Origin of the sequence: Methylotuvimicrobium sp. KM1 (assembly GCF_044788715.1) — a bacterium.
In the GTDB taxonomy this organism is placed as follows: domain Bacteria; phylum Pseudomonadota; class Gammaproteobacteria; order Methylococcales; family Methylomonadaceae; genus Methylotuvimicrobium.
The window spans coordinates 1586571-1607624 of record NZ_CP173170.1 but is presented as its reverse complement, the minus strand read 5'-3'; the positions used below and the strand labels follow the sequence as shown (position 1 = coordinate 1607624).

The following is a 21054-nucleotide window of genomic DNA, read 5'->3' as shown; positions in this document are numbered from 1 at the left end:
CAATAACTTACGACCTATAAATGTTAAGAATAGGCTCCCGGGAACCGAACTGCCTAAAACTTGCCCATACTCAATACAAAACCATCTATAATTTATTACAAATTACGGGCGTAAAACTCTTTCCGTACTCTTACTCATTCATGAATCTCATTGTGCAACTGATTATCCCATTTATTTTACTTTTTTTATCGATGCCGTCGGTTGCCGCTGATTTAACGATCGACTCGGCCTCAGCATCGGTTCCGGTAAGCACTATAACTTTGAATCCAGAAGAACAGAAGTGGCTGGAAAAGCATAAAAAAATCCGAATCGCTTTCGACGGAGACTTTCCTCCATTTAGCTTTGTCAATGATGAAGGCATTGTCGAAGGTGTCGCCGTTGAAATCATTAGCCTACTAAGCCGGCGACTAGGCATTGACTTCGAAATTTATCCGCACACCGAATGGAACCGAATTTACGAAGCAGCCGTCGCAAGAAAAACCGATGTCGTGGCAACGATGGTTAATAGACCGGAGCGTCGTACATGGTTTTTCTTTACTCAACCCTATCTCAACAAATCGCTAGTCATCATTGCCCGAAAAGACAATTTCACCATCAAGCGCCGCACCGATATCGCCGGCAAAAAAATCGCCTTAGTCGACAATTATCAATATGTCGACCGCGTTCGCGAAGAATTTCCTTCGATCAAAATACATGCGGTCGAATCTTTCCTCGAAGGACTTAAAGCGGTTGCTAACCGACAAGCGGATGCCGCAATCACTTTTACCGGAACAGGTCATTTTTTAATCGATAAACACCAACTCAATGATCTTAATATAGCGGCGTTCTATGATCACAACAGCGCAAACGAAAGTATTGCGATACGTAAAGATTGGCCGGAATTGGCTTCGATATTACAAAAAGGGCTCGACTCGCTCAGCTCCGATGAAAAACAGGCGATCTTCGAAAAATGGGTACCCAAGGTTGAAACCGTAGTCACCGACTATGTGCTGATCGGAAAAATTATCGTTGCATTCGCATTCGTGCTACTCATCATGTTGCTTTGGATTGTTCAAGTCCGGAGACAAAATCGCCGTATCGAACAATCCAAGGATGAAGTGTTGCTCGCCAATCAACAGTTAGTCAATCTACAAAACGAACTGGAAAACTTGGTCGAGCAACGGACTGCCGAACTTAAAGCCAGCGAACAAAAATACCGTAGCTTAGTCGAGAATCTGCGCCATGAATATTTTTTCTATCGTCAAGACCCTTCGGGATTACTGACTTATGTGAGCCCTTCGGTCAGTAATATACTCGGCTACAGTACGGAAGAGTTTATCGCCAATCACCGCGATTTCCTGACCGACAACCCCGCTAATTTAAATATCGATAAAAACACGGATTTATGCTTAAAAGGCATGCCTCAACCGCCTTACGAAGTCGAGGTTTATGATAACAACGGTTATATTCATTGGCTTGAAGTCATGGACTCGCCCGTATTCGACCAAAACGGCCAATGCATAGGCGTCGATGGCATTGCACACGATATTACCGAGCGTAAAGAAACGCATGAATTGCTCACATCGCTGTCTTATTATGACGAACTGACCGGTTTGGCCAACCGGCGCTTATTCGCCGATCGCTTACAACAAGCGATCAATCTTGCGCACCGGAACAAAGCTTCGATTACGTTGTTTTATCTTGACCTAGATAAGTTTAAATCGATCAATGACACGCTCGGCCATGTTGCAGGAGACGAAGTTCTTAAGGAAACGGCGCAAAAAATACTGTCAGTAATACGCGATTCCGATATTGCGGCCCGCATGGGCGGAGATGAATTCGTCATACTCCTGCCCGATTCCGACGCTCAAGCCGCCGTATCGGTCGCTGAAAAGCTCATTAAAGTCTTGCAACAGCCTTATTACATCGGCGAACAAATGCTGACCGTCGGCAGCAGTATCGGTATCTCTGTATATCCGGACAACGGCACCGACGGCGATAGCCTAATCAGTCATGCCGATACCGCGATGTATCACGCCAAGAAAGAAAAATTGGGTTATGCTTTTTATTCCGAGGACATGCAACCGGCTTTCATAAGCTCCGAACAACTGACCGAAGACTTGGCGAAAACCGTTAAACATTGCCTGCGAATAAGCCGGACAACCTCAGCAAGTTCGTTGGAAAATACTCAAAATCCAGGCATGAACGGTCACTTTTTGATTTATTATCAGAGTCGACATGCATTAATCAACAGCGGCATCATCGGTTTCGAGAGTTTAGTCCGCTGGTATCACCCCGAACAAGGCATCTTGTCGCCTTCGGAATTTTTACCGATCGCCGAAAAATCTGGCTTAATCGATAAAATTACCGACTGGGTGGTCAGACAGGTCTGTAGTCAGGCACTGGCTTGGGAAAAGATGAACCTCAGACCCGCCAAAATAAGCATTAATCTTTCGCTCAATCAAATTCAACAACAGAACTTGGTAGAAAGAATCCTACGCGATATCGATAACCTCGGAGCAATTCCGAATTGGCTGGAAATTGAGATTAAAGAGAGCACGATCATGCAAGATATCGATCATGCCATTAACATCCTTCATCGACTAAATGCTGCGGGCCTTTCGGTTGCCATAGACGATATCAATTCCGACTCGCCTATTTTGGAGCGGCTCGATTCTCTTCCGGCGCAAACCATCAAAATCGATCGAGCACTCATTCGCACTCTACCTGTGAATATCGAAAATGCGGACAGCGTCATATCGATCATCAATAAAGCGCACGCTCATGGTAAAGCTGTTACGGCGGAAGGAGTAGAAAGTGAAAATCAATTAGATTTTCTCAAAGCAAACCACTGCGATAACGTGCAAGGATTCTATTTCAGCAAGCCCCTACCAGCAGCCGACGCAGAAAACTTTCTCAAGAGTTTGTCATGGTTTCTTGATAAAGACGACTAAATTATACTTCGCGCGGTCATGTTTGCGGATTTTATGGCAAGGCTATTTTGTTCGAGAGCAAGGCGCGAAAACAGGCGCATAGCAAGCTATGTAACTGTTTTCGCAACGCCGCTCTCGGACAAAAGAGCGCGTCAGAAAGCCGCAAATGTGACCGCGCGAAGTATATATACCTATCCACACTTCAAATTTCGGAATTGACATATCTATCGTTGCCGAAATTTGATTAGCAAAGGGGGCGTATATTGGCGCTGTTGATCAAGGCATACACCGGGCCGGCAACCCACCTCCATTTCAAAGACCAACACCCAAATACCATTAAAAATGCTTTATCATAGCGCACTCGAAACAGCATACTCTTACAGCCGATAATAATAATGAACACCCCGTCACTCTCCTTACAAGACCGCAGATTCTCGCTCATTCTACTTTTCGCCGCGACGCTATTCACCAGCGCCACACTGATGTTTAGCCTACAACCGATGTTCGGCAAGCTGATTTTACCTAAATTGGGCGGCACGCCCGCGGTTTGGAATACCTGCATGGTGTTTTATCAAAGCATACTATTTCTAGGTTATATGTATGCGCATTTTTTATCGACACGCCAAGACACTCGGCGACAGCTTCAGATCCATGCCGCCGTCCTATTCATCAGTCTGTTGATATTGCCGGTCGCTTTGCCGGATAATCTATCGCCTCCAACCGAGACCAACCCGACGTTATGGCTGCTTGGCACACTTTTCCTGGCGATCGGCCTGCCCTTCTTTGTCGTTTCGGCCACAGCGCCTCTGTTGCAAAAATGGTTCGCGCAAGTCGGCCACCACACCAGTCACGACCCTTATTATCTTTATGCCGCAAGCAATGCCGGAAGCCTGTTGGCCTTATTAAGCTACCCATTTGTGATCGAACCGAATATCGGATTGGCTTTGCAACAAATCGCTTGGAGCGGTGGCTATGCAGTCTTATGTTTGATGATTGTCGGTTGCGGGTGGAGCTTGTGGCAAAACACGCCGCGAACGGACGCATCGACACAGGAAGACATCCTGCTGTCCCCTGAGCTCGACAACAAAACCCGCCTTCATTGGCTAGCCTTGGCCTTCGTGCCGTCGAGCTTACTGTTGGGCTTAACTAACTTTATCAGCACCGATATCGCATCGGTGCCGTTGCTGTGGATCATTCCGCTAACGCTCTATTTGCTGTCTTTCATCATCGTTTTTTCGAAATGGAACCTAAAAACACATCCGATCATGACGGCACTGCAGCCGGTAATATTGCTACCGTTTATCGCTTATTCGTTCATCAATCCGGCAATCTTGCCCTATTGGCTGGATCTGGTACTACATTCAACCGCTTTTTTTCTGGCCATCATGGTTTGTCACGGCGAACTAGCCAGACTACGCCCCCACACGCGGCATTTGACCGACTTTTATTTGATCATGTCGTTCGCCGGCATGCTCGGGGGCATGTTCAACACCTTTGTCGCGCCGTTCGTTTTCAATGCGGTTTACGAATATCCAATCATGATCATTGCAGCATTACTGCTGCGCCCCGGACTGGATATCTCGACCGGTTATCGCTGGACTATGCAAGCCGTTTTTCCGGCCATCGTGATTGCCTGCGGAATGATCATCTATTTAACGGTCGACGATCTGCCGCAATATCTAGACACCATAGGCACTGGCTTGATTCTATTGGCCGGCCTGACTTATGCGTTCAGAAATCAGCCGTTATCTTTGGCCTTGCTTGCGGGAGCGTTAATCTTCTTCACGCAGGGTCTGCATGGCTTGGTGTCCAACACGATTTTTCAAGATCGAACCTTTTTTGGCGTACTGTCGGTGCGTGAAAATGTTTTACTCGACGAACAAAACCGTCCAGAAAAATACCACGAGCTGTTTCATGGCACGACCAAGCACGGAGCGCAACGCTTGGCAACCCATTTGGAAACCATACCGTTGACCTATTACAGCCGCCCCGGCCCGATGGGCCAGTTATTTAAAAGTTACGACGAACAAAACGGCGATTGGGTTATCGGCGCGGTCGGCCTAGGTGCCGGCGCGTTGGCCTGTTATGCCAAGGACAATCAACGATGGACTTTTTACGAGATCGACCCGTTAGTCGTCGAAATAGCGGAAAATCCGGACTATTTCACCTACCTGAAACGTTGCGGTCGCAATGTGACTCACAGCATCGGCGATGCTCGCCTATCGTTGGCGGAAGAACCGGATGGTAAATTCGATTTGTTGATCATGGATGCATTCAGCTCGGATGCCGTACCGACCCACCTGTTGACACGCGAAGCCCTCGATTTGTATTTCGAAAAACTCAAACCGAATGGTATTTTGGCGTTTCATATCACCAACCGCCATTTGGCCTTGAAAAAAGTGCTGGCCGACCATGCTAAACAAATGCAATTAGCCGCATTGATCCAAGAATTTAAAACGGACGGCTCAATACCATTGGTCACGGCTACCGATTGGGTCGTGATGGCGAAAGACGAGAAGCTATTGACCCCGCTCATCGCCAGTCGGCTCGGAAACTGGGAAAAAATGCCGTTGTATTTCGACATGCGGCCTTGGACCGATGATTTTACGAATATCATCAGCATTTGGAAATAAGGATTTGGCCGTAAATAACTGCCCTATTTTATGGAGAGTTCGGTTGCTCGATTGGCAGATGTCGGCGGCAAGGAAAGCCGCCGTCAAGCCTACATGGACGTATTCACGGCGTCCTGTCAAGCGAGTTGCCGACCCCTCAACAAAGCTCATAGCTCCAGGACGTTATTTATCACGAAATCCTAACATGAAAAAACCGGCAGGTTACCTACCTGCCTTACTGTTTTGCTGTGCCTTGCCCGTTCACGCGGTCGACTGGACCGCGAGTAATGTTCAACTATTGTACGGAGGGGATTTCGAATTCGGCGAGCCGAAACGCACGACGGTCACGGTAGAACATGCCCATGGCTGGCAATACGGCACCAATTTTTTCTTTGTCGACGTCATGCCCCGCGACGATGTCGGCACCGAAGTCTATGCCGAGGTCTACACCTATTTAAGTTGGAATAAAGTGACCGGTCTCAATCTGACCCTAGGCCCAGTCAAGGATATTTCATTGGCGCTAGGCCTCAACATCAGCAATCTACCGGAACAAGACCACTTCAAAGCCTATATGTTCGGTTTGAGCTTCGACCTAACGAATAGTCAATTCGATTATCTGCAATTCGACGTGACCGTCTATAAAGCCGACGATGTTAGCAGCCGCTACGGCTTGCAGTTTACGCCGGTTTGGAGCCTCCCTTTTACGATAGGCTGTGTGAACTTTAAATTTCGGGGTTTTACCGATTTCAGAACCGGCAATACCAATACATCGGGAAACTTCAACATTCTGGCCCAGCCACAGTTATTGGTCGACATCGGCAATTTGGCCGGTTGGAAAAAAGACACGATTTACATCGGCACCGAATATTCGCACTGGTACAACAAATACGGCGTCAAGGGTGTCGATGAAAGAGCAGTTCAAGCTATGATCATCGGATTTTTTTAACCTAGAAAAAGCATTTCACCATGAAGATCATGAAGAACAATAATTTAATTCAATAGGTTATCGTGACTTTGCAAAACAATTTTGTTCTCCAGAAAGGTTACTCAAAATTTATGGATAACCTCTTGAAAGGCTATATGAATTTCGTGTGCTTCATGGTTAAACTGCCGAATTTAGGTTTTAATGCTTAATTGGGCAATATCATTTTGCAAAGACGCAAAGCGTTGTAGTCAACGTAAAAATACGTTTTAGGCTCCACGCCTTTGCGGGAAATTATCAATCAACCGTTAATCAGCATATGTGCGCCGATACTGGCCGCATAGCCTAATGCAATTGCGGGTGTCCATTTCAAATGACTGAAAAAGGTATAATGGCCACGCGCCTGACCCATCAACGCGACACCGGCCGCCGAACCGACCGACAGTAAACTACCGCCGACGCCCGCAGTCAATGTGACCAGCAACCATTGTACTTCGGGCATGTCGGGATTCATCGTTAATACCGCAAACATGACTGGAATGTTATCGACAATCGCGGACATTACACCGACGATAATATTGGCGTAAGTCGCGCCCAATTCGCCGTAAATGAATTCCGAAGCGATGCTCAAATAACCGATAAAGCCTAAACCGCCGACACACATGATGACGCCGTAGAAAAAGAACAGCGTATCCCACTCGGCTTTAGCGATCTGGCTGAAGACATTGAAACCGCTGCCTTGACCTTCGCTGCCCGGAACCGAATCGAAGCTGGAAAACTCGCGTCGATGCTTCATGCGCAGGTAATAACCGAAAAATTTCAGGTACCCAAGACCGGTTAACATGCCGAAGGCCGATGGCAGATGCAAAACCTGATGAAATAGTACCGCTGTTAAGATAGTAAATAAGAACAGACCGACAATGACCAAACCGCCATGTTTGATCTCGGCGCTGTCTTCTTCCGGTAAAGTTGGTAAACCCACCGGAATAAAATAATGCATGATCGCGGCCGGCACGACAAAATTGACGACCGAAGGAACAAACAGCTTGAAAAAGTCACCAAAGTCGATAATGCCTTTTTGCCAAACCATCAGTGTCGTGATATCGCCGAACGGGCTAAACGCACCTCCGGCATTCGCAGCGACGACGATATTGACACAGGATATCGCGACAAACTCCGGCCTACTTGAGCCGACCGTCATCACCACGGTACACATAATCAGCGCGGTCGTCAGGTTATCGGCTATCGGTGAAATAAAGAAGGCGAGAATACCGGTCATCCAAAACATTTGCCGATAACTGAATCCTTTCGAAACCAACCAGAAGTGCAATGCCTGAAAAACATCCCGCTCTATCATCGCACTGATATAGGTCATCGCCACTAACAAAAAGAAAAATAGCTCGGCATATTCCAAAAAGTTATGGCGCAACGCTTCTTCGGTCGTTTCATTCAGTCCATGCGATGCGTAGACATAGGCGATCATCGCCCAAATGATACCGGCCGCAAGCAGCACGGGCTTAGATTTTTGCAAATGTGTTTGCTCTTCGAGTATGACTAACACATAAGCAACGGCAAATATCAATAATGCAAAATAACCGACTGCATGATCTGTCAAATTGAGCGTTTCGAGCCCTATGGCCGAAGCGAACGCGGATGCCGGTAATAACAAGAAAAATAAGGTTAAAGGAATAAATCGGATAGACAACATTTTCTTCACAAAATATATCCTAAATGACGTGAGGAGAGTCGCAAGGAGAAGTTAAATTCGCTTGCACAAAAAATAACCATTATCCAATAAGTCGTTGAACGATGCAAAGCAAACACCCGTAACAACAAACTTAAAATACCCTTTAAAAAAAATGTTTTACTTATTTTTCAATAATATAATAAACAGTAAAAATGTATTGAATCGATACTTTTTGTATTCATAACCTCGAATTCCGATTCTCCTAAACTTGGACTTCAAATAAGCTGAAGCTTATACTTAATCAGAAAATCAGTTGGAGCCAGTAATTCCCAGTTCGAGCAGTTTCGCTGATATTAAGGCGTGGAATATGCCTGTCGAGGAACCCCGTTCACCCAGCACCTAAATTATCCCAGATAGTTAATCATAGCCAATGGACTATGGAATTTAGGTGCTGGGAAACCCGTACTTAGGGCTTGACGGCCATACGCATCAGGCTAAAACGGCCAACCCATATCCGCTCTTTTCCAAGTTGCTATTAAAGCGGGGAGCAGGCTTGGCTTGACGCGTATGTAGCCTAACCCCTTCATACTGAAAATCGCTAAAGCTTACTGAAGGTGCAGGGTATGCTTACCGTTATCGAAGCATCCCTGCAAAGTTGAATAATTTTTCAGTAAGAAGGAGGCATAATCGGCTCAATGCCTTCGAACTCGACGGTTGGGTGGTGCTTTTTAATCAACCGACTAATTTCATCAATTTTATTTTTATTTATATCGACCAACACTAACAGCTGCCCTTCTTCTATAGCTTGCTCGAATTGCCTTAAGCGAGAATTACCCGAATTCATCCCCGAAAGCCCTCCCATCAAAGAACCAATAGTCGCGCCGGCTAAAAGTACGCCCAATATAGGACCTCCGGCAATCGCAAAACCTGCAAACCGTAATCCTACCAACCCCGCCAGCACTCCTGTCGAACCGCCGAGCGCTGCGCCCCGCTCGGCAGCCGCAAGAAAATCCGTTTTTATCGTCACGCCCGCTTCCGGCAGCCCTTCGAGCGGCGTATCGCGTTTCGCCAAAATATGAATATGGCACTCCTCGATGCCTTCGGACTTAAGTTCATCGACAATTTTATGCGTGGTGGCAATATCCGGAACCAAAAAATAGATTCGTCTCATGATCTTCTCCGCAAAATTAGCAGGATAACATCCAAATCGATATAAAACTCCCTTCTCTACATTGATTCCGATTTTCAAGGGTCGGTTCAACAATTATTCGAAATTGACGGTAGTGAGCGGTGAATAGAGAATAGAGAATAGAGAATAGAGAATAGAGAATAGAGAATAGAGAATAGAGAAATGATTCAGGGTTTTGACCGATTGTCAAGCGCCAATTTCACCTTTCACCTTTCACCTTTCACCTTTCACCTTTCACCTTTCACCTTTCACCTTTCACCTTTCACCTTTCACCTTTCACCTTTCACCTTTCACCTTTCACCTTTCACCTTTCACCTTTCACCTTTCACCTTTCACCTTTCACCTTTCACCTTTCACCTTTCACCTATTTCCGCCCATCGCGTAATTCATTAAACAGCATAATATAAAGTTTCGCGCTAATTATCTCGTTTTTACTCAATTTAGCCAGCGTTGCCATTTGCTGAGCATCGAGCGTTTTTTTCCCGCTAACCGAATTGAAATCCGTTAACAATTCGTAATTCGACTCAATCATCTTATCGAGGTTTTGCTTGGTATTCGCAGCCAACGCTTTGTATAGATCGATAGTTCGACACAATGCATCGGCGTCGTCGAAAATCTCGCCTAGACTGCTATCTTGCAAGCCTTCCAACCTTCCCACCACCATTTCGAGCATTTGATATTGAGTTCGGTAATAAATATAAAGCTCTTGGGGCTGCAAATTCTGCGACGACAAAAATAACAATCTTCGCACGCCATTGATCAGACGCTCTATTCCGTCCACCGGAAACTTTTCGTCCAACTTATTTAATTGAGAATGTCCATTTTCGATACGGGCCATTTGAATATCCAGCAAATTGAGAATTTTTTTATAGACTTTCTCATTAATGTCGCCGCGTTGATAGATTTCTTTCAGTTCGCTCTTTTCCATGCCCAGCACAAAAATACGCAGTAACTTCTCAGTCAATTCCGCGGCATTCGGAAACTTGCCTTTATATTCGCTCAAAGCCTTGTCATGTAACCGCTGATAACTATCGCGCATCTCCCTGTATTGTACCTCGCTGATTTTTCTATGTTGAAACAAACGTTCCAGGGAGCTCAAGACTTCATCATATATCAATGCCTTACCTTTGTAATAACTGACTTCTTCATAATCCGTTAAAGCGTCGATACCGAGCGCGTGCATCACTTTACCGATCGTGGTCGCTTTGACCAACAAGGTAAAATAAATACAACCGATAGTGATTGCGGTAACGAAATCCTTGACCGAAAAGTCATAAGTCCATCCCGGCAAGGTCGCATCGTCAGGAATCAATAAGACCATGATGACCGCTAACGACCCTCTCAAACTACCCCAGGACAACAAATGCATCCAAGAAACGGGAATCGGCTCTTCCTTCCGAGTCAGATTCAACAAGCCCAGCAACGGATAAATCGACAACGCACGCCCCAGCATCACGACAACAATCGCCAGTAGTATAGGCAGAATCGCAACATGCAAATCAATCGATTGTTTGACGAACAACAAACCCATTAAGATGAAAACCAGCGAATTCGTCACGAAACCGAAATAACTCCAAAACTTTTCCATGTATTCTTCGACGCCGTGCGACATTTTGAACCGGCCGAAATTACCGATCACCATCGACGCGACCAAGGTCGCGATAATCGATGAGAAGCGAAGCTGCTGACCGAAGAGCACAATATGCTCGGAAATCACCTCAGTCAAAATAAACGTAAAATGCGCAACCAACAACGTCAGCGTAATTTCTAAATGCTCATAACCTTTAACCCATTCAATCAGTTTCGCGAATACAAAACCCATCAACAAGCCGAACATAATTCCGCCGAACAGCATGATGAAAAAATTCAAAAAACCGTTCCCGATCGAGGTCGATCCAGCAAAACCGTGCAGTAAAATTTCGAGAAACACCAAAAAAATAGCGAACGCGGTACCGTCGTTAAACAAACTTTCGCCTTCGAAAATCAACGTGAGTCTTTTCGGCGCGCCGTAATCTTTGAATAAAGACAATACCGCAACCGGGTCGGTCGATGAAATGATCGCGCCGAACAATAAGGTCACAATAATCGGCACTTCAAAACCAACCCATCTGAACACATAAAAACCGGCAATACCGATAAAAAAGGTTGATGCCAGCATGCCCGGTATCGCCAGCAAACTGATCGCCCGGATATTGTTAATCATGTCGCCGATTTTGATGTTATAAGCCGATTCGAAAATCAAAATCGGTAAAAATACGAAAAACAACAACTCGGGAGTCAACTCAAAACTGTTGATAAAAGCGAAGGCTTCGACCCGCGACAAGGGCACCAATAACGAACCGACAATCACTAACAGCACGGTATAAGGAATGCGGGCTTTTTGCGCCACCATGAATACAACCAACGAAATTAGCATCAAGCTAAACAACGCTAAAAATACTTCAAGATTCATTCAGAAGCCTCGAATAGAAAAGAACGGGTAATACCGACAAGTAGTTTTTCATAAACGACTTCGAATCGGCCGATCATTTTAACGCCCAATCGGCTTTTTACATATACTTCGCGCGGTCACGTTTGCGGATTTTATGACAATGCTATTTTGTTCGACGCCTGCAAGGAAGTTAGAGGGTAGGCCGTGTATACCCATCGGAGATCAAAATTCGGCACCGGGGTGTCCGTCAAAGGACGCCGTGATACATCCATGTAGGCTCTATGCCAGCTCCATGCTGGCAAAGCCTTTGCCGAACACCCCGGTGCCTCCTAAGGCACTGCCGAAATTTGAAGTGCGAAAGGTGTATAAAAAAACGCGTTACTCTACCAGGTATGGCCATGTTTTACGCGGCGTCTTATGTAGTTTTCAATAAGAATAATATACTTAGAAATATGCACAAAAGAACTTCTACAAGTCGTAGGCTTTTCGGCGGTTCGGTTCCTCGACGATAATAGTCAGAATACGTTGAGCATTTACCGTTATCACAGACAATATTTTTTAAAAAGCCTATTTTTGCCGTATATTAGCGACTAATCTAATCGTTAGGAACTCACTCATGAGCCGACAAAAAAAAACTTGGAACATTGACGGCATTATCCGGAATATCTACCTCCATGAAATTATTTTTCTAGGCCTAATCGGATTGTGTTTTATCGGCGACCTGATCGGATACCTCTCCGAACGAGCAGTGCTTTTTTACTGGTTGACGATGACGCCGATTTTTTTTATTAGCTCAGTTATTAGTGAAAAAGCAGCGGCACTGCAAAGCGGAAAAGATACGCCGCATTTTCTAAAATACGAATCGATTTTTTGGCTGAGTGCTTTCATGGCGGTAATGTTAATTATGCTACTTTGGCATGCCAGCATTATCGAAACCGAAGCAACCGGCTTGATTATTCACATCATTCTTGCTCATACCATGCTCCTAACCGGAACGCTACTCGGCATTCGCTTTTATTTAATCGGTTTTTTTCTTTTCCTAACAGCGGGACTGACAATTGCGGTAGAAGGCGAAGTCGGGCGCTCGGTAGTCATCGTGATACCCGTTATTATTTTAGGACTCTATTATGAAAAATATTTTTTGTTTCCTTCTATCCGAAACAAAATCGAGCAGGCCTATCGAGACGATGAAATTTACGAAGATGAAGAGTAAAGCAGGACTGACTTCGGCAAATTTTATTGTCGACCTCCATTTTAACCGACTGTTGCCTAATAACAAGCCAACATAAGCTCTATTTTGCGAGAATGCCGGTAACACTCAAACTAACGCCAAGCTTCTAACTACTAAATTCCAGGATCTCTTGGTAATATGCGGCCATATCCTTAATAACTATAAAAATTTATCAGATAGGCTCCTTGTCTGTCACACTCCACGCCTTTAACCAATTTTTTTAGTCGAGCATTTAGGGAGTCATTCGTTTTCTATGAATTGGTTTATCGAGCTTTTCAGCGAAGAATCGGTCCCGCACAGCCTAATCGTCATCAGCCTAGTTTCCGCGTCGGGGCTAGCTCTAGGCCGCCTTAAACTATTTAACTTTAACCTAGGAATTGCAGGCGTATTGTTTACTGGATTGGCTTTCGGCCATTTCGAGATCACTATTTCCTCCGAAATCCTGCATTTTTTGAGGGAATTCGGACTCATTCTGTTCGTTTATGCAATCGGACTTCAAGTCGGTCCCGGCTTTATTCATGCATTTTATCATCACGGCATTTTGTTAAACATCTTAGCCGCGACGATCGTGTTGCTTGGCGCCCTAACGGCCGTATCGATCGGTCTAATCGAAAATATTCCGATTGCCGCGATAGTCGGTCTATTTTCGGGCGCGACGACCAATACACCGTCGCTTGCAGCGGCTCAAGAAGTGTTAGGCGGTTTACCGACGATCAATGCAGAAACCTTAAAACTCCCCGGCATGGGCTATGCGGTCGCCTATCCGTTCGGAATTATCGGCATCATTTTGTCCATGCTTCTGATCAAGCGGGTTTTCAACGTGATGATTCAGCACGAAGCCGATGTGTTCTCTCGAATTCAGCGGGCCAATGCTCAAGCACCGGTCTGGAAGGATCTAACTGTCGAAAATTCGAATCTTAATAATATCGCCATTGGCGAGATTTCATTTTTCGAAGCCATGGGCGTCGTGGTAACTCGAATACTTCATGACGGCCAAGTCCATGTTGCCTCAATTGACAGCCGACTGCATACCGGCGACTCAATTCGCGTAGTTGGAAGCCCAAAACAATTGGCAAAACTAAAAATGCTAATCGGCCCTGAGGCTAACGTTAATATTCATGATATAAGCAGCAACCTTTACACCGGCCGTTTCGTCGTCACTAATAAAAAGGCCGTCGGACAATCAATCGCGCATCTTCGCGCTTTATTCGGCGTTACGATATCGAGAATACATCGACCCGACGTCGAATTTACGCCGACCGGCGCGATGCATGTCCATTTCGGCGACGAGTTGCTGGCTGTCGGCAGCAAAGAAGGCCTGGCAGGTCTCGAAGAAATGCTGGGCAATTCGCTCGAAACCTTGAATCATCCGCAAATCGTGCCGATTTTCATCGGCATCGGCCTTGGTATATTACTCGGCAGTTGGCCGATCTGGATTCCCGGCATGCCTTCGGCGGTCAAATTAGGCCTGGCCGGCGGACCGTTGATTATCGCGATTATATTGAGCCGCATAGGCAATTGGGGCACGATGACCTGGCATCTACCGAAAAGCTCGAACATTATTCTCAAGGATATGGGAATCGTTTTATTTCTCGCCGCAGTGGGCCTTCATTCCGGCGATCGATTCATCGACACGCTAATTCATGGTGACGGTTTCTATTGGATGGCTTGCGCGGCATTGATTACGCTATTGCCATTGCTGCTCGTCGGTTTCATTGCACGACTATTTTTTAAGCTAAATTATCTATCGCTATGCGGCTTGTTGGCCGGCAGCATGACCGATCCGCCGGCCTTGGCTTTTGCAAATGGACTTAGCCCTTCTCCTGCTGTCTCGATCGCCTATGCAACCGTTTATCCCTTAGTTATGATTCTCAGAATTATGGCAGCACAATTGATGATCATCTTGTTAATTTAGCGAATCCATGAAACGCCATACGATCGCCAACCGTTTTTACTCCTTGATTCTCCTCTTATCGATGGCAAGCTACACGGACTTGTTGGGCTGGCTATTTGCCTGCTTGGATGGACTGACCCCATTATCTTATCGCAGATCAAAATCCGGCATTTTAACCCTGAAGAACATGAATTTCATATAGAGCTTCAAGAGATTACCTAAACATTGCAGCTAACCTTTCGGGTGTGTGAAAATTGTACACAAACGAATGACAAGTTATTGTATTCACTTCTTATTCTTCATAATGAATTCTTTTTCTAGGATCAAGGCTTTTTCGAATCGAGTACTTGTTTCTGCATTAAAGCGCGTATCACGACCGATGCGCAGACCCCGCCAAAAGCCGCCGGTAAATACGAGATCGTTCCGTAGGCGGATTTTTTATACCGACTACCTTCGGTCATCATCAACGATTCCTTGATCACGGCCTCGGGCGAAAACACCGTTTTAACGCCGCTCCGAATACCCATTTTTCGCAAGCGAATCCGAATGAACTGTGCGAACGGACAATGATAGGTCTTGGAAATATCGACCACTTTGATTTGTGTCGGATCAAGCTTACCCCCCGCCCCCATCGAACTGACGATCTTCATTTTGCGTCGCTTAGCCGCCTGTATCAACGTAATTTTCGGCGTCAAACTATCGATCGCATCGACTACATAGTCGTATGGCGTGTTCAATATCTCGGGCGCGGTATCGGGCGTGATGAACTCGTGCCTGACATGCAGTTTCAAGTCGGGATTGATCGCAAGCAGGCGCTCGCCCATGATATCTGCTTTCGATTGTCCATGCGTCGTCGCCAACGCCGGCAGTTGACGATTACGGTTACTCGCCTCGACCACGTCGCCGTCCACGATGGTCATTTCACCGACACCGGCGCGGCATATGAATTCGGCCGCGAACGAGCCGACTCCGCCCATGCCGACCACTAGCACATGGGCCTTCTGCAAACTCTCCAGTTTGGCCGGCCCGATCAATAATTCGGTACGGGATAGCCAGCTCAAATCAGTCATGTAAAAAAACTCGGTTAAAATTGTTTTCGAGGTGTTGTTGAAGTTCGGGCAAATCGATTTGCAAAATAGCCGCCGCGGCCCGGTATATGCTATCGATGCCCAGACCGGAATCGTCGGTTTCCAAAAAAGTGCGGTCTCCGGGCACGGCGGGCAATACCTTAGCGGCATTGCTGTTAGGATGCAATAAAGCCTTGCCAAATGACAGATAACACCCCCGATCAACCAGGCACGCGGCGATTGAAGGCTTATTATTGAAGCCATGCACGATCCAAGGCACCGAGGATTTTCGTTTCGATTTGATACGGAGTAATTCGTTGAAGGCGCGCACGCAATGAATCACGACCGGTTTCCCGCATTGCTCGGCGAGTTCAAGCTGCGCGATGAAGATCGATTCTTGCTCGGAAAAAGGCGTGCCGACCAATCTATCAAGACCGCATTCGCCGAGTGCCAATAGATTCGCATCGGCTAACGCGGACTCTAGAGTTTGCAGGGCAGCCCTACAATCCTGCCGTTCGATAAACCACGGATGAATTCCTAATGAATAATAACCGTCCCAATGTTCTTTACCGGTCCATTCCGAGGTATCGAAATTGACAATGCCCCTGCCCTCACCTTTGCCATGCCTATGAATATCGATAAAAATACCGGGGGGCATCGATAGACTGGATTCAAGCGTGAGTTAGTGGAGGGACTCGAACAACACCGAACTCAAATAGCGTTCGCCGGAATCGGGCAGAATCACGACGATAGTTTTACCCGCAAATTCGTCTTGTTCGGCTAACCGAATCGCCGCAACCATGGCCGCGCCGCAAGATATTCCGCAAAGAATGCCTTCCTCGAGCGCTAATCGCCTGGCCATCTCGACCGCCTCCATACTTTCGACTTGTTCGACCCGGTCGACGACTGACAAATCGAGCGTATCCGGGATGAATCCGGCGCCGATGCCTTGAATTTTATGCGGACCCGGTTGCAATTCCTGACCCGCTAATTTTTGCGAAATCACCGGACTTTCCTTCGGCTCGACCGCGACGGACAAGATATTTTTGCCTTGGGTGTGCTTCAAATAGCGCGACACACCGGTGATCGTTCCACCGGTACCGACACCGCTAACCAAAACATCGACACTGCCGTCGGTATCGTCCCAAATTTCAGGACCGGTGGTTTTTTCATGAATCGCGGGATTGGCCGGATTTTTAAATTGCTGCGGCATAAAATAACGCGCCGGATCGCTTTGCACGATTTCCTCGGCACGCTGAATCGCGCCCTTCATGCCTTCGGCACCCGGCGTCAACATCAGTTGCGCACCGAACGCGGCCAAGACTTTACGCCGCTCGATACTCATCGTATCAGGCATCGTCAACGTCAATGAATAACCGCGCGCTGCGGCGACATAAGCTAGGGCAATACCGGTATTGCCGCTGGTCGGTTCGACGATTTCGATGCCGGGTTTCAAGATGCCTCGTTGTTCGGCATCCCAAATCATTGCCGCGCCGATTCTGCATTTGACCGAATAAGCCGGGTTCCGGCCTTCGATCTTGGCCAATACCGTAGCCTTGTTGCCCGCGATACGGTTTAGTTTCACTAATGGCGTACGGCCTATCGATAATGAATTGTCATCAAAAATATTCATATCCCCCTCCTGTTTTTATTAACTTGACGAGGGCCTGATGATTTCATTATTGGTCCTAACCTGGCAAGTTTTTTCTTGCCGATCGAATTCTGACAACTTGGCATTATGCGAAACGTTTATTGCAAACCCATCACCCCGGTGGCCAGCGCATCGAACGTCCGCCGAGCAAATGCAGATGCAGATGATACACCGCTTGGCCGCCATGCTCGTTGCAGTTAATGACGGTCCGGTAACCGTCCTCGGACAAGCCTTCCTGAGCCGCCAACTTAGTTGCGGTCAGTAATAGATGACCGGCCAAGCCGGCATCGTCGAGCTCGTTCAACGTGGAAATATGAATTTTCGGAATGATCAAGATATGAACCGGCGCTTGTGGATGAATATCCCTGAACGCCAAGACTTTATCGTCTTCATAAACCGTATTCGGCTTGATCTCGCCGCTCACCATTTTGCAAAACAAACAATCTGTCATCGTAAGCTCCTCAAACTTGACGGCGTCCGTTAAACGCGTGCGATAACGTGCCGCTGTCGATATACTCCAATTCGCCGCCCATCGGCACGCCATGTGCAATACGCGTGGCTTTGACTTGATATTTCTTGGCCATCTCGGCAATCAGATGGGCGGTCGCTTCGCCTTCAACGGTCGAATTAGTCGCTAAAATAATTTCGCCGACATCACCTGCCGCCAATCTATTCTCTAGCAAATTCAAACCGATTTCTTCGGGACCGATGCCATCGAGCGGTGACAAGTGCCCATGCAACACAAAATAAACGCCCTTAAAGGTTGCTGCTTGCTCGACCGCCCAAACATCGGCCGGACTTTCGACGACGCAAACCATCGATGCATCTCTCGACTTATCGGCGCAAAGCCGGCATAGCGTATCCTCGGTCAAGGTTCTACATTGTTTGCAATAAGCGATTTTTTTGCTGGCCGATAATAATGTTTCGGCCAAGCGCATAGCTCCATCCCTGTCTCGCTGCAACAAATAAAACGCCATTCGCTGCGCCGATTTAGGGCCGACGCCGGGCAAGGCGCATAAATCTGTAATCAGTTGCCCGAGCAACCCCTGTCTGATCATATCAGAACGGCATTTGAAAACCGGGAGGCATCGGGAAGCCGGAAGTGAATGCGGACATTTTTTCTTCCTTCATTTTAGCGACTTTGTGGACCGCATCATTAACCGCTGCCGCCACTAAATCTTCCAGCATATCCTTATCGTCGCCGACCAACGAGTCATCAATGTTGATTTTTCTTACTTCCCTTTTACCGGTCATCACGACCGTTACCAGACCGCCGCCGGATTCGCCTTGTACTTGCATCAACGCAAGTTCTTCCTGGGCTTTTTTTAATTCTTCCTGCACTTTTTGGGCTTGTTGCATTAATGAGCCTAAGGCATTTTTCATGTGTTTCTCCTGTCTTGTTGAGCAACCGGTTCTATCGTTCCGGGCAAAATTCTGGCGTCGAATCGTTCTTTAAGCGCATGTACCGTCTCGTCGTTTTCGATAGACTCTACCGCCGAGCGCTGCAAATCTTCTCGGTCTTTTTGCAATTGCACTGCGGGCGTATCGACTTCGGCTTTCTCGGTAATAATGTTGAGCTTTATCGGTTTGCCGCAAAAATCTTGCAGCGATTTTTGTAATTTCTCTACCGTTCGAGCGCCGCTTAATTGCTTATGCCCCGGGTCGAGCAGCAATATACAAACTTTATCATCAATACTTTGCAGCACACAATTATTCGCCAATTCGCGGGTCATGCCGCCGATTCTCATCGCGGCTATCATGTCGGCCCATTGGCTTGTATCCGATCCGGACGGACCGGGCTCAAAAGCGTCCGCGGGTTTTATAGCGTGTGCGGCACCCTTGAGCGATGCAACGGATTTATTTGTAGTGTTTTTTGCCGGTTCGCTGTTTACCGGTTGCGGGGACGACGAAGTTGGCGTCTGTAACGTGGAAGGCTTAAAGGCAAGCATCCTCAGCATGACCATTTCAAAACCGCTTTTAGGATCGGGAGCTAAATCTAAATCGCGCCGGCCGATCAATGCAATTTGATAATAAAGCTGAATATCCTCGGGACTGAACAGTTTAGCCAACTCGACAATCATCTCTCCATCGAACTCGTGTTCGATCGAGGCCGGCACCGCTTGATAGAGCGCAATCCTGTGCAATGCTTGCAAGATTTGTTGCAATACATCGCCGAAGTCGGGTGTCAAATCGGCCATTTGGCCAATCACTTTAAGCATTTCCGGTGCATTGGCTGCCGCTAAGGCGGTCAGCAAATCGTTGACGGGATGTTGTGCAATGGTTCCTAGCATTAAACACACATCGTCGAGGCCAACTTTACCGTTGCCATAAATAATCGCTTGATCGAGCAAGCTCAAGCCATCGCGCATACTCCCGTCGGCCGCGCGCGCCAGTAATCTAAGCGCCGCCGGCTCTAACTCGATGCCCTCTTGTTGAAGAATGAATTCCATTTGCTTGAAGACTTGCTCCGGCAGCATTCTTTTTAGATTGAACTGCAGGCAACGAGATAGCACGGTTACCGGAATTTTATGCGGATCGGTAGTCGCCAGCAAAAACTTGACGTGCGGAGGGGGCTCTTCAAGCGTCTTCAATAAGGCGTTAAAGCTATGTCCCGACAGCATATGGACTTCATCGATCAGATAGACTTTGTAACGACCACTATTCGGGGCATATTGCGCATTTTCAAGCAAATCCCGCGTGTCTTCGACTTTGGTGCGGGAAGCGGCATCGACTTCGATTAAATCCAGAAAGCGGCCCTGGTCGAGTTGAACGCAGACATTACATTTGCCGCAAGGATTATGACCTTGGAGATTTTCGCAGTTGATGGCTTTGGCAAGAATACGGGCTATCGTGGTTTTACCCACGCCGCGGGTACCAGTGAATAAATAAGCATGATGCAAACGATCATGTTGCAATGCATTGATCAGCGATTTGACAACATGTTCTTGACCAACAATTTCGGAGAAATTATGAGGCCGCCATTTTCTGGCGAGAACCTGGTAAGTCATTACAGACTCGGGGAGAAGGTTACTTTAAGATTGGGCGGTAACCTTGCCAGCCACATCCCGGCACACGAATCTGCTGCTACCGTTGCTCCCTTCCGGGCCTGGCGGGGTTTACAGCGTATCGTTGCGGGAGGACCGACATGGTTACCATAATTACTTAACAGCCTGCTTGGCTGAGAAAGAGCATTATCCTTGAATTATTCGTTTAATTCAACCGTAATTTTGAATTTATTTTACTGTGAAAGTATGCGAACCGAAGAGGGTGCGGTTGCTCGATCGACAGGCGTCGGCGGCAAGGACAGCCGCCGTCGAGCCTACATGGACGTATTCACGGCGTCCTGTCGGGCGAGTGACCGCACCCTCTCAACCAGAGAACTTTCATTTGCCCGGGCGATAGCTAGGCCTTCATGAACGTTACTTTGCTAAACTAAATCCAATGTATACCTTTCGCAC

General features: G+C 47.1%; 15 protein-coding genes and 1 other RNA gene. 5 read left to right on the top strand and 11 right to left on the bottom strand.

The window, feature by feature from the left end; translation table 11 throughout:
- Nucleotides 1–140 precede the first annotated feature (140 nt).
- The 3 genes from ACINK7_RS06845 to ACINK7_RS06835 all read left to right on the top strand — a co-directional run bounded on the left by ACINK7_RS06845 (nt 141) and on the right by ACINK7_RS06835 (nt 6470).
- Nucleotides 141–2933, top strand: coding sequence for a bifunctional diguanylate cyclase/phosphodiesterase (locus ACINK7_RS06845; RefSeq protein WP_404360564.1), 2793 nt, complete (start codon nt 141–143; stop codon nt 2931–2933).
- A 374-nt stretch (nt 2934–3307) separates the two neighbouring features.
- Nucleotides 3308–5545, top strand: coding sequence for a spermidine synthase (locus tag ACINK7_RS06840; protein WP_404360563.1), 2238 nt, complete (start codon nt 3308–3310; stop codon nt 5543–5545).
- A gap of 184 nt (nt 5546–5729) precedes the next feature.
- Nucleotides 5730–6470, top strand: a complete 741-nt coding sequence (locus ACINK7_RS06835; RefSeq protein ID WP_404360562.1) for a DUF5020 family protein — start codon at nt 5730–5732, stop codon at nt 6468–6470.
- Nucleotides 6471–6747: 277 nt separating this feature from the next.
- On the opposite strand, the gene nhaD is transcribed toward ACINK7_RS06835, so the two are convergent.
- From nhaD to ACINK7_RS06820, 3 genes are all read right to left on the bottom strand, one after another.
- Complete coding sequence (nhaD, locus tag ACINK7_RS06830; protein ID WP_404361422.1) at nt 6748–8154, bottom strand: sodium:proton antiporter NhaD; 1407 nt, start codon at nt 8152–8154, stop codon at nt 6748–6750.
- 646 nt (nt 8155–8800) lie between these two features.
- Nucleotides 8801–9382 carry a DUF1269 domain-containing protein gene (locus ACINK7_RS06825; RefSeq protein WP_404360561.1) on the bottom strand — a complete coding sequence of 194 codons (582 nt, stop codon included), beginning with the start codon at nt 9380–9382 and terminating at the stop codon, nt 8801–8803.
- 304 nt (nt 9383–9686) lie between these two features.
- On the bottom strand, nt 9687–11774 hold the full coding sequence (locus ACINK7_RS06820) for a cation:proton antiporter (RefSeq protein WP_404360560.1): 2088 nt from the start codon (nt 11772–11774) through the stop codon (nt 9687–9689).
- Nucleotides 11775–12369: 595 nt separating this feature from the next.
- On the opposite strand from ACINK7_RS06820, the gene ACINK7_RS06815 reads away from it, so the two are divergent.
- Nucleotides 12370–12966: a hypothetical protein gene (locus ACINK7_RS06815; protein WP_404360559.1), complete on the top strand. Its 597-nt coding sequence runs from the start codon at nt 12370–12372 to the stop codon at nt 12964–12966.
- A gap of 271 nt (nt 12967–13237) precedes the next feature.
- Nucleotides 13238–14899 (top strand): putative transporter, encoded by a 1662-nt coding sequence (locus tag ACINK7_RS06810; protein WP_404360558.1) that lies wholly within the window; start codon nt 13238–13240, stop codon nt 14897–14899.
- A gap of 302 nt (nt 14900–15201) precedes the next feature.
- Here the strand turns inward: ACINK7_RS06810 and ACINK7_RS06805 are convergent, their stop codons facing one another.
- From ACINK7_RS06805 to ffs, 8 genes are all read right to left on the bottom strand, one after another.
- Nucleotides 15202–15948, bottom strand: a complete 747-nt coding sequence (locus ACINK7_RS06805; RefSeq protein ID WP_404360557.1) for a ThiF family adenylyltransferase — start codon at nt 15946–15948, stop codon at nt 15202–15204.
- Entirely contained in the window at nt 15941–16603 is a 663-nt protein-coding gene (locus ACINK7_RS06800) for a TatD family hydrolase (RefSeq protein WP_404360556.1), read from the bottom strand. Before ACINK7_RS06800 ends, ACINK7_RS06805 begins: the two co-directional genes overlap by 8 nt.
- A gap of 24 nt (nt 16604–16627) precedes the next feature.
- Nucleotides 16628–17578, bottom strand: coding sequence for a cysteine synthase A (cysK, locus tag ACINK7_RS06795; RefSeq protein ID WP_404360555.1), 951 nt, complete (start codon nt 17576–17578; stop codon nt 16628–16630).
- A 130-nt stretch (nt 17579–17708) separates the two neighbouring features.
- The gene (locus ACINK7_RS06790) at nt 17709–18047 is read right to left on the bottom strand and encodes a histidine triad nucleotide-binding protein (protein ID WP_404360554.1); all 339 of its coding nucleotides are present in this window, start codon (nt 18045–18047) and stop codon (nt 17709–17711) included.
- A 10-nt stretch (nt 18048–18057) separates the two neighbouring features.
- Entirely contained in the window at nt 18058–18654 is a 597-nt protein-coding gene (recR, locus tag ACINK7_RS06785) for a recombination mediator RecR (protein ID WP_404360553.1), read from the bottom strand.
- Nucleotide 18655: 1 nt separating this feature from the next.
- The gene (locus ACINK7_RS06780) at nt 18656–18979 is read right to left on the bottom strand and encodes a YbaB/EbfC family nucleoid-associated protein (protein ID WP_014148863.1); all 324 of its coding nucleotides are present in this window, start codon (nt 18977–18979) and stop codon (nt 18656–18658) included.
- Nucleotides 18976–20604, bottom strand: a complete 1629-nt coding sequence (dnaX, locus tag ACINK7_RS06775) for a DNA polymerase III subunit gamma/tau (protein WP_404360552.1) — start codon at nt 20602–20604, stop codon at nt 18976–18978. Before dnaX ends, ACINK7_RS06780 begins: the two co-directional genes overlap by 4 nt.
- Before the next feature lie 41 nt (nt 20605–20645).
- An RNA gene (gene ffs / locus ACINK7_RS06770) (signal recognition particle sRNA small type) lies at nt 20646–20742 on the bottom strand.
- Between the last annotated feature and the right edge of the window lie 312 nt (nt 20743–21054).

Bases quoted from the DNA above. Each gene is read 5' to 3' on its own strand.
- ACINK7_RS06810 (WP_404360558.1), top strand. From the start codon at position 13,238: ATGAATTGGTTTATCGAGCTTTTCAGCGAAGAATCGGTCCCGCACAGC.
- cysK (WP_404360555.1), bottom strand. From the start codon at position 17,578: ATGAATATTTTTGATGACAATTCATTATCGATAGGCCGTACGCCATTA.
- ACINK7_RS06780 (WP_014148863.1), bottom strand. From the start codon at position 18,979: ATGAAAAATGCCTTAGGCTCATTAATGCAACAAGCCCAAAAAGTGCAG.
- ACINK7_RS06805 (WP_404360557.1), bottom strand. From the start codon at position 15,948: ATGACTGATTTGAGCTGGCTATCCCGTACCGAATTATTGATCGGGCCG.
- nhaD (WP_404361422.1), bottom strand. From the start codon at position 8,154: ATGTTGTCTATCCGATTTATTCCTTTAACCTTATTTTTCTTGTTATTA.
- ACINK7_RS06840 (WP_404360563.1), top strand. From the start codon at position 3,308: ATGAACACCCCGTCACTCTCCTTACAAGACCGCAGATTCTCGCTCATT.
- ACINK7_RS06845 (WP_404360564.1), top strand. From the start codon at position 141: ATGAATCTCATTGTGCAACTGATTATCCCATTTATTTTACTTTTTTTA.
- ACINK7_RS06800 (WP_404360556.1), bottom strand. From the start codon at position 16,603: ATGCCCCCCGGTATTTTTATCGATATTCATAGGCATGGCAAAGGTGAG.
- recR (WP_404360553.1), bottom strand. From the start codon at position 18,654: ATGATCAGACAGGGGTTGCTCGGGCAACTGATTACAGATTTATGCGCC.
- dnaX (WP_404360552.1), bottom strand. From the start codon at position 20,604: ATGACTTACCAGGTTCTCGCCAGAAAATGGCGGCCTCATAATTTCTCC.
- ACINK7_RS06790 (WP_404360554.1), bottom strand. From the start codon at position 18,047: ATGACAGATTGTTTGTTTTGCAAAATGGTGAGCGGCGAGATCAAGCCG.
- ACINK7_RS06835 (WP_404360562.1), top strand. From the start codon at position 5,730: ATGAAAAAACCGGCAGGTTACCTACCTGCCTTACTGTTTTGCTGTGCC.
- ACINK7_RS06820 (WP_404360560.1), bottom strand. From the start codon at position 11,774: ATGAATCTTGAAGTATTTTTAGCGTTGTTTAGCTTGATGCTAATTTCG.
- ACINK7_RS06815 (WP_404360559.1), top strand. From the start codon at position 12,370: ATGAGCCGACAAAAAAAAACTTGGAACATTGACGGCATTATCCGGAAT.